This window comes from Geobacter sulfurreducens PCA (assembly GCF_000007985.2).
GTDB classification, from domain to species: domain Bacteria; phylum Desulfobacterota; class Desulfuromonadia; order Geobacterales; family Geobacteraceae; genus Geobacter; species Geobacter sulfurreducens.
Genome location: NC_002939.5, coordinates 2,207,568 through 2,219,927 on the forward strand (window position 1 = coordinate 2,207,568; position 12,360 = coordinate 2,219,927).

At 58.8% G+C, this 12,360-nt stretch carries 14 protein-coding genes; 2 read left to right on the forward strand and 12 right to left on the reverse strand.

All coding sequences use genetic code 11. From position 1 onward, the window contains the following. The first annotated feature begins 97 nt into the window (after positions 1-97). Positions 98-388, forward strand: a complete 291-nt coding sequence (locus GS_RS10120) for a PxxKW family cysteine-rich protein (protein ID WP_010942657.1) — start codon at positions 98-100, stop codon at positions 386-388. A 71-nt stretch (positions 389-459) separates the two neighbouring features. Further along, positions 460-912 carry an NUDIX domain-containing protein gene (locus tag GS_RS10125; protein WP_010942658.1) on the forward strand — a complete coding sequence of 151 codons (453 nt, stop codon included), beginning with the start codon at positions 460-462 and terminating at the stop codon, positions 910-912. On the opposite strand, the gene GS_RS10130 is transcribed toward GS_RS10125, so the two are convergent. From GS_RS10130 to aroC, 12 genes are all read right to left on the reverse strand, one after another. Beyond that, positions 890-3,289, reverse strand: coding sequence for a putative bifunctional diguanylate cyclase/phosphodiesterase (locus tag GS_RS10130; RefSeq protein WP_010942659.1), 2,400 nt, complete (start codon positions 3,287-3,289; stop codon positions 890-892). The genes GS_RS10125 and GS_RS10130 overlap by 23 nt on opposite strands. 35 nt (positions 3,290-3,324) lie before the next feature. Next, a complete protein-coding gene (locus tag GS_RS10135) occupies positions 3,325-4,146 on the reverse strand; it encodes a menaquinone biosynthesis protein (protein WP_010942660.1) in 822 nt (273 codons plus the stop codon). Positions 4,147-4,225: 79 nt separating this feature from the next. Next, positions 4,226-4,624 (reverse strand): glycine cleavage system protein GcvH, encoded by a 399-nt coding sequence (gcvH, locus tag GS_RS10140; RefSeq protein ID WP_010942661.1) that lies wholly within the window; start codon positions 4,622-4,624, stop codon positions 4,226-4,228. 3 nt (positions 4,625-4,627) lie between these two features. Beyond that, a complete protein-coding gene (accC, locus tag GS_RS10145) occupies positions 4,628-5,968 on the reverse strand; it encodes an acetyl-CoA carboxylase biotin carboxylase subunit (protein WP_010942662.1) in 1,341 nt (446 codons plus the stop codon). Between the two features lie 30 nt (positions 5,969-5,998). Further along, positions 5,999-6,475, reverse strand: coding sequence for an acetyl-CoA carboxylase biotin carboxyl carrier protein (gene accB, locus GS_RS10150; protein WP_010942663.1), 477 nt, complete (start codon positions 6,473-6,475; stop codon positions 5,999-6,001). Positions 6,476-6,524: 49 nt separating this feature from the next. Beyond that, positions 6,525-7,592, reverse strand: a complete 1,068-nt coding sequence (locus GS_RS10155; protein ID WP_010942664.1) for a M24 family metallopeptidase — start codon at positions 7,590-7,592, stop codon at positions 6,525-6,527. 3 nt (positions 7,593-7,595) lie between these two features. Beyond that, positions 7,596-8,048 carry a type II 3-dehydroquinate dehydratase gene (gene aroQ, locus GS_RS10160; RefSeq protein ID WP_010942665.1) on the reverse strand — a complete coding sequence of 151 codons (453 nt, stop codon included), beginning with the start codon at positions 8,046-8,048 and terminating at the stop codon, positions 7,596-7,598. A 28-nt stretch (positions 8,049-8,076) separates the two neighbouring features. Next, complete coding sequence (locus GS_RS10165; protein ID WP_010942666.1) at positions 8,077-8,439, reverse strand: roadblock/LC7 domain-containing protein; 363 nt, start codon at positions 8,437-8,439, stop codon at positions 8,077-8,079. After that, on the reverse strand, positions 8,418-9,539 hold the full coding sequence (locus GS_RS10170) for a tetratricopeptide repeat protein (RefSeq protein WP_235044866.1): 1,122 nt from the start codon (positions 9,537-9,539) through the stop codon (positions 8,418-8,420). The genes GS_RS10165 and GS_RS10170 overlap by 22 nt, the downstream gene beginning before the upstream one ends. 2 nt (positions 9,540-9,541) lie before the next feature. Then, on the reverse strand, positions 9,542-10,630 hold the full coding sequence (gene aroB / locus GS_RS10175; protein ID WP_010942668.1) for a 3-dehydroquinate synthase: 1,089 nt from the start codon (positions 10,628-10,630) through the stop codon (positions 9,542-9,544). After that, positions 10,627-11,172 (reverse strand): shikimate kinase, encoded by a 546-nt coding sequence (locus GS_RS10180; RefSeq protein ID WP_010942669.1) that lies wholly within the window; start codon positions 11,170-11,172, stop codon positions 10,627-10,629. The genes aroB and GS_RS10180 overlap by 4 nt, the downstream gene beginning before the upstream one ends. Beyond that, a complete protein-coding gene (gene aroC, locus GS_RS10185) occupies positions 11,138-12,319 on the reverse strand; it encodes a chorismate synthase (RefSeq protein ID WP_010942670.1) in 1,182 nt (393 codons plus the stop codon). Before aroC ends, GS_RS10180 begins: the two co-directional genes overlap by 35 nt. Positions 12,320-12,360 lie beyond the last annotated feature (41 nt).

Here is a 12,360-nt window from a genome sequence, read left to right on the forward strand (position 1 = left end):
TGGCGGCGGGATTTTTCCGTTGACTTTATTCTTTTGAAATTGCTAGATTTGATACTACACAGGTTTACGGAAAAAACACTTGTTAGGAGGATTCAGGATGCTGTGTCAAACGGTACTTCCCGGTACCGAGTGTACCTTCTGGGGAAAACAAGGTTGCATCTTCACCGGCGGTTCCTGCCAAAACGTGGTTGAGAACTGCGAAGGATGCGAGCGGATCGTCGAGGGGACCATCGGCAAGGTCTGCAGCGCCTACCCGGCTCCGGGCAAAAAGTGGGTCGGCGGTATCTGCAACTTCGCCACCCACGTGAAGGTCGAGATAAAGAGCGAGGACGTCAGGGTCAACCCGCTCAAGGCCTCCAAGAAGGCCTCCGGCGGCAAGAAGAAGTAAGCCGGCCGGCCGCAACAAGACCGAGGGGGGAGGAAGCGATTCCTCCCCTTTTCATTTCCCCGGAGGACGCCATGCCCTTCGAGTATCTCTCCTGTCCCCGTTGCGGGGAAAAAGTCCGTGCGTACCGCAATCCCGTCCCCACGGTCGACATTATCATCGAAACGCCGGACGGCATTGTTCTCATTGAACGAAAAAACGAACCGTTGGGATGGGCGCTGCCGGGGGGATTCGTGGATTACGGCGAGTCCCTTGAGGACGCGGCCGTCCGCGAGGCATGGGAAGAAACCTCTCTCCGTGTGGCAGGGCTCAGGCTCCTGGGGTGTTATTCCGACCCCCGGCGCGACGCACGTCAGCACACCATATCAACCGTTTTCATCGCCACCGCACAGGGCACGCCCCGGGCGGGCGACGACGCGGCCGGGCTCGCCGTTTTTCCATCAAACAAACTCCCAGCCACGCTCTGTTTCGATCATCGAAAAATCCTCGACGACTACCTGCTCGTTACGGGGCTGAGTTCAGACTGACAGGCGCCACCAAGGTGGTCCTGCCCCGAAGAAAATCGGCCACATCCTCCGAAGGCATGGGCGTACTGAACAAAAACCCCTGAACCTCATCGCACTTGTTTTCGGACAGAAACGTCAACTGTCCCTCGGTTTCCACTCCCTCGGCAATTACCTTAAGGTTGAGACTGTTCCCCATGGCAATGATCGCCGTGGCGATGGCGGCGTCGGCTGAATTGATCTCCACATCGCGCACGAACGATTTGTCGATCTTCAGGGTATTGATGGAGAAGCGCTTCAGGTGGGCCAGAGACGAGTAACCGGTGCCGAAGTCGTCGATGGATATGTGGATGCCCAGGTCTCTGATTTCCGCCAGGACCGCCACGGCAAAATCCGGGTTCTGCATGATGACGCTCTCGGTTATCTCCAGTTCCAGAAGTCCGGGGTCAAGGCCGGTATCAGCCAGCACGGTGCGTATGATATCCAACAGGTTAGGCTGCTGGAACTGATAACCGGACAGATTGACTGCCACCTTCATGGGCGGCAGCCCCATCTCGAGCCACTTCCGATTCTGGAGACAAGCGGCACGCAGCACCCATTCGCCGATGGGAACGATGAGCCCCGTCTCCTCGGCCAGAGGAATGAATTCCGACGGAGCCACAAGGCCGAGCGTCGGATGCTGCCAGCGCAGCAGGGCCTCCATGGCGGTTATCTGCTTGGTCGTGATATCGACTTTGGGCTGATAGTAAACCCGGAACTCTTCGTTATCCAGCGCCTTGCGCAGACTGGTTTCAAGGAGCAGCCGCTTGTCCGCGTTGGCGTCCATCTTGGGGACGTAGAACTTGAAGGTGTTTCTCCCTTCCCCCTTTGCATGGTACATGGCGATGTCGGCCTTCTTGACCAGGTTATCCGGATTTTCATCGTCGCCGGGGTAGAGGGCGATGCCGATGCTCGTGGTGATGTAGAGCTCGAAGCTGTCCACCATAAACGGAACGGACAGGGATTTGAGTATCTTCTGGGCTACCCGCTTCACGTCCTCGACAGAATCGATGTTCACAAGCACGACGGTGAACTCGTCGCCACCGATGCGCGCCACGGTATCCACCTCCCGCACGCAGTCCACAAGGCGCTTCGCCACTTCCTGCAGGAGTTTGTCGCCCACTGGATGGCCGAGAGTGTCGTTGATGATCTTGAAGCGGTCCAGATCGAGAAACATGAGCGCCACATGATGCCGGTATCGATTGGCATGGGCCTTTGCCTGCTGAAGGCGGTCCAGGAAGAGGATGCGGTTGGGAAGCCCAGTCAGTGTGTCATGATGGGCGAGACGATAGAGCTGTTCCTCCACCTGCTTGCGCTCGGTGATGTCCCGGCAGATGCCCCACACTGCGGTGGAGCCTTCACCATCGACGCCACAGGTGAGGCTCCCCTCAACAATGATGGATCGTCCTCCCTTGGCAACCAGTGTTGCTTCGAGCGGACTGAGCACATCGCCTGCGAGAATCCGCTCCAGTTCCGCATTGCATCGCTCCCTGCTGTCGGGATGAATGATGCCGAAGAAGGAAAGCTCCTTCGCCTCCTCTGCCGTATAGCCGAGAACCTGCTGCCACGCCTCGTTCACGTATCGAAGCCGGCCCTCGGGAGAAAAACTCAGGATCAGATCGTTGGCCGTATCGAGGAAGCCCATGAGCCGCTCTTCGCTTTGCCTCGTCGCTTCCGACTCACGCTCGATCACCGATACAAAATAGGAACCTATGACGGCTGCCGCCGCGTTGAGCAGCGACACCCAGAGCCAGACCAGAAGAATGTAATGAGGATCCTGGTGGAGCCCCGGCTCGACAAAGGGCATGGGGACGTTTGGAATGAAGCCGAAATGCTCAAGGGCAAGCAATGCCCCGTAGAGAATGCCGCCGAACGCCCCCACGAACCAGACTTCACGCTTCCCCTCAATCAGAAATGCGGCTTCAATGGTGACAATGAGATAGACCGGCCAGAACCAACTGGAGGCACCACCGCTGAGGTGAACGAGAACCGTCACCAGAAGCAGGTCGAGGACAATCTGAAAGACGTTAATGAATCTGAAACAACAGATAATTCGTTGGTAAAAGAGATGAAGCAGAAGATTGTAGGCAATCACCGTCGACGCGGTAACCACGAGGAACATCACCTGTGAGGGTGACAAAAAGAGACCGATACGACTGACATAATACGTACTTCCCGCAACAAGGCAGTAGATGCCCACAAGCGTCAGGAGCAGCCAACGACACTTGACCACGAGAAAGGTGCGAGCCTTGAACTCTTCCAAGCGCCCGGATTCCGGAGACTTGAGACCTTCGCGCAGATGCTTGAGTCGCCGGGCCACCGAATCGAGCCAACGTGAACCGGTCAATGAAGTCTGGGCCATGAATATTTATTCAGCAATTCATATGCCAACCATCCTCAAGAAAACAGGCGAATTTCCGGAGCCGACGCAATAGCGCCAAGCTCGGCTGCATGGCGGAAGAAGAGGCGCAGTCCATCCAGATGGGCGGGCGTCAGATCGTAGGATATAGTTCGCCAGTAGTCGACCAGCTGTTCTTCACCGATCCAGTTGCGCTCCGGCGCCTCTGCCGCAATGGCGGGGTAGGACTCGTAGGAAATCCGTTTTGCCTTGAGCAGATCGGCGCCCAGCCGGACCACCTTATCCCGCTGCGACTCCGCAGCCTCACGGCGAACCAGCCAGAGGGCAAATACGAACGGAAGTCCCGTGAACCGGTACCACAGCTCACCCAAGTCATAGACGTGGGGAGCGGTGCCAGCGAGAGCCCCGCGAAGGGCCTTGTCGCCGATGAGCAACAGACCTGGATGGGCTTCCAGCGCCTCGGTCAGCGGGAGATCGGTCCGCTGGAACCGATTGGTGAACCGGTGGAAGAGACCCAGGATAATCTTTAAAAGGTTGACCGATGTATCGGACTCCGTGGTCATGGCAATGGTGGCGCCATCCAATTGCTCGATGGGTACGCGGGAAAAAAGCATGACGCTCTTAACCGGTCCCACCGCGCTAATGGAAAGATCGGGCAGGATCACGTAGCGATCGGGATGGGTGGCGTATTCGATGGATGACGACGGGCAGACGTCGATCTCGCCATGGGCAAGCAGTCGGTTGAGCTGGGCAGGCACCCCCGTCACGATCCGGTAATCCGGGGAGTGGCCGAGGTCTCGCAGAGCGGTGAAAATGGGCGTACAGTTGGCATAGACTATATGGCCGAGCGTCAGTGGCATTGCGTGCTCCGGTTATGGTCAAAAACAAAGGCGAGATGGGTATCTCGCCTTTGTCAGCGGGCTGAAACTCCGCTGTTGGTTATTCTTCGTCTTCGTCGGTCTGGCTTACATACTCTGCGTAATCTTCCGCCGACAGGAGCGACTTGAGTTCTTCAGGGTCATCAAGGGAGACCGCCGCAATCCAGCCCCCGTCATAGGGGTCGTCATTGATGACCTCCGGAGCCGCGTCCAATTCCTCGTTTACCTCCAGCACCGTCCCGCTGATGGGAGCGTAAAGTTCCGACGCAGTCTTGCGTGCCTCAAGGGAGCCGAAGGAATCCTCCTGCTCCAGTTCATCCCCAACTGTGGGCAGTTCTATGGCACTGATGGTGCCCAAGGCATCCTGGGCATAATCGGTCAGCCCGATGACCGCCCGATCCCCCTCTTCCCTGACCCAAACGTGTTCCTTGCTGTACTTGAGCTCTTCAGGAAAATCCATGCCCTACTCCAGCACGATTCGCTCGAGGAAGCCGGTGTCGACATTCCCCTCCATAAAGTCTTTGTTGTCCATGATCCTCTTATGGAAGGGGATTGTGGTCTTGATGCCCTCAATGATGTACTCGTCAAGGGCGCGGGCCATGCGGCGGATGGCGTCTTCCCTGGTCTCTGCGTGGACGATCAGCTTCGCTATGAGCGAGTCGTAGTGGGGGACCACGGAATACTGATCATAGACGAAAGAATCGATCCGCACACCCAGACCTCCCGGGGTATGGTAACCGACGATCTTGCCCGGCGACGGGGTGAACTTCACCGGATCTTCAGCATTGATACGGCATTCAATAGCGTGACCGTGCAGTTTAATGTCGCTTTGCTTGTAACGAAGCTTGAGACCGGCTGCAGAACGGATCTGCTCCCGGACGATGTCGATGCCGGTCACCATTTCGGTCACCGGATGCTCAACCTGCACCCGGGTATTCATTTCCATGAAATAGAAGTTGAGGTCCTTGTCCACCAGGAACTCAACGGTGCCGACACTGTCGTACCCCACTGCCTTGGACGCGCGAACAGCCGCATCACCCATGGCCTTGCGGAGTGCAGGAGTCATGACCGGGCACGGCGACTCCTCGATGATCTTCTGGTGGCGACGCTGGATGGAGCAGTCCCGCTCACCCAGGTGAATCACGTTACCGTGCTTGTCGGCCATGACCTGGATCTCAACGTGGCGCGGCTTCTCGCAATACTTCTCAATGTAGACCTCAGGGTTGCCGAAACCGGCCTGAGCCTCGGCGCGAGCCGTGGCAAAGGCGTTGGGGAGGGCCGCCGGGGAGTGCACGATCTTCATCCCCCGGCCACCGCCTCCGGCAGTCGCCTTGATGATGACGGGGAAGCCGATCTTCTTGGCGATCTTCACCGCCTCGTTGACGTCGTTAACCCCCTCCTTGGTGCCGGGCAGGATCGGCACATTTTCCTTGATCACCGCCTGCCGGGCGCTGATCTTGTCGCCCATGATGCGCATGCTTTGTGAAGAGGGGCCGATGAAGGTTATACCGCAGTTTTCACAGATTTCGGCAAAAGCGGCATTTTCCGACAGAAAACCGTAGCCGGGGTGGATTGCCTCGGCATCGGTCAATTCGGCAGCCGAAATGATGGCGTTAATATTAAGATAGCTCTGCAGGCTCGGCGCGGGACCGATGCAGACACTCTCATCCGCGAGCTTCACATGGAGCGAATCCCTGTCCGCTGTCGAGTAGACGGCAACGGTCTTGATTCCCAGCTCTTTGCAGGCCCGGATGACCCTCAGGGCGATTTCGCCACGATTTGCAATCAGAACTTTATGAAACATGTATGATTTCTCCAATGACGGCCGGGACGACTACATCGGCTCCACGATGAAGAGGGGCTCCCCGAACTCCACCGGCTGGGCGTTCTCCTTGCAGATCTGGACGATCTTGCAGCGGAACTCGGCCTCGATTTCGTTCATGAGCTTCATGGCCTCAACGATGCAGAGGACCTGCCCCTTTTCAACCACTTGGCCGACTTCGACGTAAGGAGCCGCATCAGGGGCGGGAGCACGATAGAACGTACCGACGATGGGAGAGGTTACCTCCTTGCCACCCGCCACAGCGGGAGCAGCAGCAGAAACTGCAGCCGGAGCGGGAGCAGCAGCGGCAACCGGAGCGGCGATGGGCTGGGGAACGGCCATCATAGGCGCGGGGGCCTGATACTGGACCACCTGGGGAGTGCAGCCGCGCTTGATGCGAATCTTTTCCTCGGCACCCTCCAGCTCGAACTCAGTGATGTCGGTTTCGGTAACCATTTTTATGAGTGACTTCAGATCCTTGATATCCATGTATCGTATCTCCTTTGACGGGTATCGCCGCCGGGACAAGCCGACGGCGTTACAAAATCATGAGTTCCTTGGGAATCATGGTAATGGGACGGCAACCGTCCTCAGTAACGATGACCGTGTCTTCAATCCGCACGCCACCCCAGCCGGGAATATAGATACCCGGCTCGATAGTGAAAACCATGCCGACAGCCGCCACCCCCTCACCCCGGGGGGATACGACCGGCTTCTCGTGCACGTCAAGACCGACGCCATGGCCGAGACCATGGCCGAAAAAGGCGCCGTAGCCCTGCTCTTCAATATAGCCGCGGGCGATCCGGTCGATCTCCCGTAGTTCGGCCCCGGGCCTGACCGCGGCAATCGCCCGATCGTGAGCTTCCTTGACAATGCCGTAAATCTGGCACTGGCGCTCATCGGGGACGCCCACGGCAACGGTCACGGTTTCGTCCGAACAGTAGCCCTCGTACCTAGCGCCGAAATCGATGGTGACCAGCTCTCCCGCAGCCAGTGCTTTGTCGCTGGCACGCCCGTGGGGGAGAGATCCCCGCTCGCCGGAGGCCACAATGAAATCAAAGGATGCATTCTCCGCACCGGCGCGGCGCATGGCAAATTCGAGCTCAAGGGCCAGTTCACGCTCCACGGCGCCCGGCTTTACCAGCGGCAGGATTGACAGCAGGGCCTCGGAAGCCAGCCGGGCGACACGGGACAAAAGCTCACATTCCGAGGGGTCCTTGATCAGCCGGAGCTGGGCCAACTCCTCACCGATGGGCACCAGTTCAGTCTTGGGGAGTTTTTGCCGCAGCGACTCGTACACGGCAAACGCCGTGTGTTCGGACTCGAACCCGATCCGGCGGAATCCTTGTTCCCGCACCAGCTCGGTGATTCCGTCGAGCTTGATGCGATATTCGACTGTCGGGAGTCCGACAACCTGGCGGGACGCCTGGGTGGTGTAGCGTGAATCGGTGAGAAACCAGCTCGCGTCTCTCCCGAGCACCACCGCGCCATCGCTTCCGGTGAAGCCGGAAAGGTAACGAACGTTACTCATGTTAAAAAACACGATGGCGTCCACATCGTGTTTTTCGGCATGACTCCGGGCTTTATTGAGCCTGTTTTGTAACATGTTTCAACCCTTGGTGACAATCCCTTTTTCAATGTGGGTAAAAAGGGCGCGCAACCCGAGCAGGTAGCTGTCGGCGCCGAACCCCGTGATCTGCCCCACCGCGACGGCTGCAACAAAACTATGAGACCGGAACTCCTCCCGGCGGTGGATATTCGAGAGATGCACCTCCACCACCGGCAACGCCACAGCTGCGAGGGCGTCGCGAATGGCGACACTGGTGTGGGTATATGCGGCCGGATTGATGAGAATGCCGTCACAGGTTCCCGCCGCAGCCTGGATGGCATCGACCAGTGCCCCTTCGCTGTTGGACTGGAACGGGGAAATCGTGCAGCCCAGTTCATCGGCCAAGGCTACCAGAGACTCATTGATCCGATCAAGTGTTAACGTGCCATAGATGCCCGGTTCGCGGGTTCCCAGCATATTAAGGTTCGGACCGTGCACCACGAGAATGCGCATGCAACAACTCCTTTTCCGGAGAGGCCGGCTATGACAGCAGTTCGCGCAACTTCGGGGCGGCAAGGCGCAACAGGTAGCGCCCTTTGCCGTAGTTGCCGTCCCGCTCGAGAGTCAGGACCAAAAACGCATCGTCGTTTATGACCCGGACGATGACCCGCGACCGCTCGGTCGCAACGGAAACCTCCTCCATGTCGCCGGTCCCGAGCACATCGACCGTCCTTTTGACCTCCTTGAGCACGGTGGCGTATTCAACAGCCAGGAGATGGAGGTCCATGGGAGGATCTTCCCTGAGATACTCGTCGATATGGATACCGTCGTAGCCCATGATGGCCGCACCCAGCCCCCCCTCGACCCCTTCGACGATCTGCTTCAGTGCAGCACTGAACGGCATTGGCGTATCCTCCGAATGGAATCGAGCCATCCTTCGAGCGCAGAAACCACATGGGCCGCAGAAGCCTCTTTCTCCTCTGCAACGTTGAGCGACGACTCGGCCGACACAGCGACCTCCAGAGGAATATCGACCTCATGTGCCGACTCGACGGCAAAACCGGAAGCCGCCTCTTCCTTGAAAGCCTCCCTATCCGCGGTCAAGTCTCCCTGGATTTGGGCCGTCGTATCGGTAGCGGAAACAGCTTCTGCCAGGACAGATTCGCGGGCGCGGGCCTCATCTTCATCGATGCGCTTCTTGAGGTCCACCATCCGGTTGCGGATATCCTCATTAAGGGGATCGGCATCCAGCAGGTCGCGATAGATGGCAAGCGCTTTCTTGGGGAACCCCTGGGCTATGTACAGATCCGCGACGGTTCCGGTACTCAGGACATCGCGCGGGCTCGGAACGTCGGCGTTCGCGACGGGCTCTTCATCGAGAAGAACATCCGCGAACGACTCTTCTGCAAGCGGAGGGGGCGGCGCATGTGCCGTAAAAGCTGCCAAATCTTCCTCGTCGACAACTTCGTCTACCAGTTCTTCAATAATCTCGATCTCTTCCAGGAGCGACTCATCTTCCAGATCAATGGCGGCAGCGGCGCCCATCTCGTTAAAAAGATCGTCGGCGCGGTCGGCATTTTCACGGGGCTGTCGGCACATGGCGTCAAGCATGAGCTTGCTTTCCAGATCGCCAGGGCTGAGTGAAAGGATAATCTCCAGGCACCGGCGGGCGAGATCGCTTTCCCCGGCATCAACATAGATCTGGCTGAGGAGTTTTTGGGCCAGAAGATTATCCGGCGTTACCCGTACGACCTTCTCCAGGGCTGCCCTGCTCTCCGTCCGCTCCCCTTTTTCGAAACAGGCGCGGCCGAGAGCCATGTACCCCCCGACATACTCCGGATGCTGCCCGATCCCCGTCCGGGCCGTCATGATGGCGTCGTCCAGTAGCCCTACCTTGCGATACAGCTCAGAAAGAGGCGCAAAGCAGTACGATCCGGGATCTTTGGCCAGGATATCCTCATAGCGCTTGATGTCGGTCCAGAACGATTCGGTTCCGTGTTCCATGGTCATTCCCCCACGCCGCAGATGCCGAATACTTCAGACAGGTTTTCGATCCTGACGATCTCATGGCCGCCTATTCCCCGGTTGAGTACGAAGTCCAGCCCGCGATCCCGAGCCTTCTTATCGCGCAGAAGTACATCCCGGTAGCTGTCTGCATCAAACGACGGGAGTTCGGTCGGCAGCCCCAAGGCCTCCACAAGTGCGCGAATCCGTCGGGTATCTCCGGCCGAAGAGTGCCCCCGGGCCTCTGCCAGGACAGCGGCCCGGACCATGCCAATGGCGACCGCCTCCCCGTGGAGAACGGCAGTGTAGCCCGTCAGCGCCTCCACGGCGTGGCCGAACGTGTGCCCGTAGTTGAGGACCGCCCGAAGTCCGGTCTCGCGTTCATCCTGCTCCACGACCCAGGCCTTCAGCGCACAGCAACGCGTAATGGCACGGACCAACGTCTGCCGGTCTCGCCCGAGAAGAGCGCTCACATTCTGTTCGAGAAACGCGAAGAACTTTCCGTCGAGCACCACGCCATATTTGATGACTTCGGCAAGGCCGCCGAGATACTCACGCTGGGGGAGAGTTGCAAGGGTGTCCACGTCAATGAGAACCGCTCTGGGCTGATGGAACGCGCCGATCAGATTCTTGCCCAGTGGATGGTTGATGCCGGTCTTGCCGCCCACGCTGCTATCCACCTGAGCGAGGAGCGTGGTCGGGACCTGCACGAAGGGAACACCGCGCAGATACGTGGCAGCGGCATAACCGGCCAGGTCTCCAACCACCCCTCCGCCAAGGGCAACAAGAAGAGAGTCCCGCGTCAATCCGCCTTTGATGAGTTCGTCATAGACACTAGTGAGGGTGACAGAAGTTTTATGCTCTTCTCCATCGGGGATATCAATGCGAAGCACGGTAAAACCGGCGGCGGTCAACGAATCAACAACACCGTCCGCATAGAGGGGACCAACGGTGGTATTGGTCACAACGGCCACGCGCCTGCCGGCCACAGCGTCACGACACACGGCGCCGATCGTGCCGATGATCGCCGAGCCGACGCGAATATCGTAGCTCCGTTCACCGAGTTCTACTCTCAGTGTCTCGATGGTCATTGATGCTCCCGGACAAAGGTGGCGATTTCTGTGACCACATCTTCCACGCTTTTGCCGGCAGTGTCAATCCTCAAGTCCGCATCGGCGTAAGCGTTCTCACGAGCTGTCATGAGCGCGGCCAGAGCCTCCGGAGTGTTGTTACTCTTCAACAACGGGCGCTCCCGATCGCCCTTCAGCCGAGACAGGATCACCTCAAGCGAAGCCGTGAGGTTCACCACCAATCCCGCCTCGCGGAGCAACACTCTGTTCCGGGGCGCAATGACCGCCCCACCGCCGGTGGCCACCACCCGGCCGGAAACGCCACCAAGGGAACGAATCGCTTCCGTTTCCAGCTCACGGAATCGTTGTTCCCCATACCGCTCGAATATCTCGTTGATGGAGATGCCGGCCCGCTCCACGATCAACGCATCCAGGTCACTGAAGCGGTAGCCGAGGCGCCTTGCCAGGAGCTTTCCCACCGTGCTCTTGCCGGTTCCCATGAAACCGGTCAGGACCACGTTGCGCCCGTCAGAAGGCACGGACATACTCCAGGTACCCCTCATAGTTGCGCCGTACTTCCCCGAGCGAATCACCGCCGAACTTCTCCAGCATGGCATTGGCCAGTTCAAGGGCCACCACAGCCTCTGCAACCACCGCCGCTGCGGGAACGGCACAGACATCGGAACGCTCCACCGTAGCCTCAAAAGGCTCTTTGGTCTGCATATCAACGGAGCGGAGCGGCCGATAGAGGGTGGGAATCGGCTTCATGGCAGCGCGGATGACGATATCCTCGCCGTTGGTGATACCGCCTTCAATGCCGCCGGCATTATTGCTCTTGCGGTAGAAACCTGAAAGTTCGCCTCGGCTTATTCTTGTGGAGTCATAGTAGATTTCGTCATGGACCTGGGAGCCGGGGCGGCGGGCGGCATCGAAACCGAGCCCGATCTCCACCCCCTTGATGGCCTGAATGCTCATGACCGCCATGGCCAAGCGGGCGTCAAGCTTGCGATCCCACTGCACGTGGCTGCCAAGCCCCACGGGCAGGCCGGAGGCGATTATCTCAACCACTCCACCCACCGTGTCGCCAGCCTCACGTGCGCCATCGATAAAGGCCTTCATCCGCTCTTCAGCCTCGGCATCATAGGTAAAGAGCTCGGACGCGGCGGACAGCTCTTTCATGCGCTCCAGCTGAAGCGACCGGCGCTCGGCGCGTATCCCCCCCACCTCTGAAACAAAACCGTTCACCTCAATGCCGAACGAGGCGAGAAACGCCTTGGCAACAGCGCCAACCGCCACCCTCACCGCAGTCTCGCGGGCGCTGGAACGTTCCAGGATGTTGCGCACGTCCCGGTGATCGTACTTCATGGCCCCCGGCAGATCCGCATGCCCGGGGCGGGAGCGGGTCACGCGAATTTTCTCGTCCCGATGCCGCGCATTGGGGGACATCTTCTCCTGCCAGTTGATCCAATCGCGATTGACGATGCAGAGCGTCACCGGTGATCCGATCGTCTCCCCCCAGCGTACTCCGGAGAGTATCTGGGCCTCATCCCGCTCGATCTTCATCCTGCCGCCGCGGCCGTAGCCGCACTGGCGCCGGGCAAGATCGCAATTAATTGATTCATCGGAAATTTTCAGCCCTGCCGGCAGCCCCTCGATGATTGCCGTAAGTTGAGGGCCGTGGGATTCACCGGCGGTCAGGTAGCGTAGCATGGTCTCCTCGTTGTCACGCAAAAGCCAGGATTACCCTGGCT

Excerpts from the sequence above, each read along its gene's own strand:
- GS_RS10120 (WP_010942657.1), top strand. The coding sequence starts at position 98 with ATGCTGTGTCAAACGGTACTTCCCGGTACCGAGTGTACCTTCTGGGGA.
- GS_RS10125 (WP_010942658.1), top strand. The coding sequence starts at position 460 with ATGCCCTTCGAGTATCTCTCCTGTCCCCGTTGCGGGGAAAAAGTCCGT.
- GS_RS10130 (WP_010942659.1), bottom strand. The coding sequence starts at position 3,289 with ATGGCCCAGACTTCATTGACCGGTTCACGTTGGCTCGATTCGGTGGCC.
- GS_RS10135 (WP_010942660.1), bottom strand. The coding sequence starts at position 4,146 with ATGCCACTGACGCTCGGCCATATAGTCTATGCCAACTGTACGCCCATT.
- gcvH (WP_010942661.1), bottom strand. The coding sequence starts at position 4,624 with ATGGATTTTCCTGAAGAGCTCAAGTACAGCAAGGAACACGTTTGGGTC.
- accC (WP_010942662.1), bottom strand. The coding sequence starts at position 5,968 with ATGTTTCATAAAGTTCTGATTGCAAATCGTGGCGAAATCGCCCTGAGG.
- accB (WP_010942663.1), bottom strand. The coding sequence starts at position 6,475 with ATGGATATCAAGGATCTGAAGTCACTCATAAAAATGGTTACCGAAACC.
- GS_RS10155 (WP_010942664.1), bottom strand. The coding sequence starts at position 7,592 with ATGTTACAAAACAGGCTCAATAAAGCCCGGAGTCATGCCGAAAAACAC.
- aroQ (WP_010942665.1), bottom strand. The coding sequence starts at position 8,048 with ATGCGCATTCTCGTGGTGCACGGTCCGAACCTTAATATGCTGGGAACC.
- GS_RS10165 (WP_010942666.1), bottom strand. The coding sequence starts at position 8,439 with ATGCCGTTCAGTGCTGCACTGAAGCAGATCGTCGAAGGGGTCGAGGGG.
- GS_RS10170 (WP_235044866.1), bottom strand. The coding sequence starts at position 9,539 with ATGGAACACGGAACCGAATCGTTCTGGACCGACATCAAGCGCTATGAG.
- aroB (WP_010942668.1), bottom strand. The coding sequence starts at position 10,630 with ATGACCATCGAGACACTGAGAGTAGAACTCGGTGAACGGAGCTACGAT.
- GS_RS10180 (WP_010942669.1), bottom strand. The coding sequence starts at position 11,172 with ATGAGGGGTACCTGGAGTATGTCCGTGCCTTCTGACGGGCGCAACGTG.
- aroC (WP_010942670.1), bottom strand. The coding sequence starts at position 12,319 with ATGCTACGCTACCTGACCGCCGGTGAATCCCACGGCCCTCAACTTACG.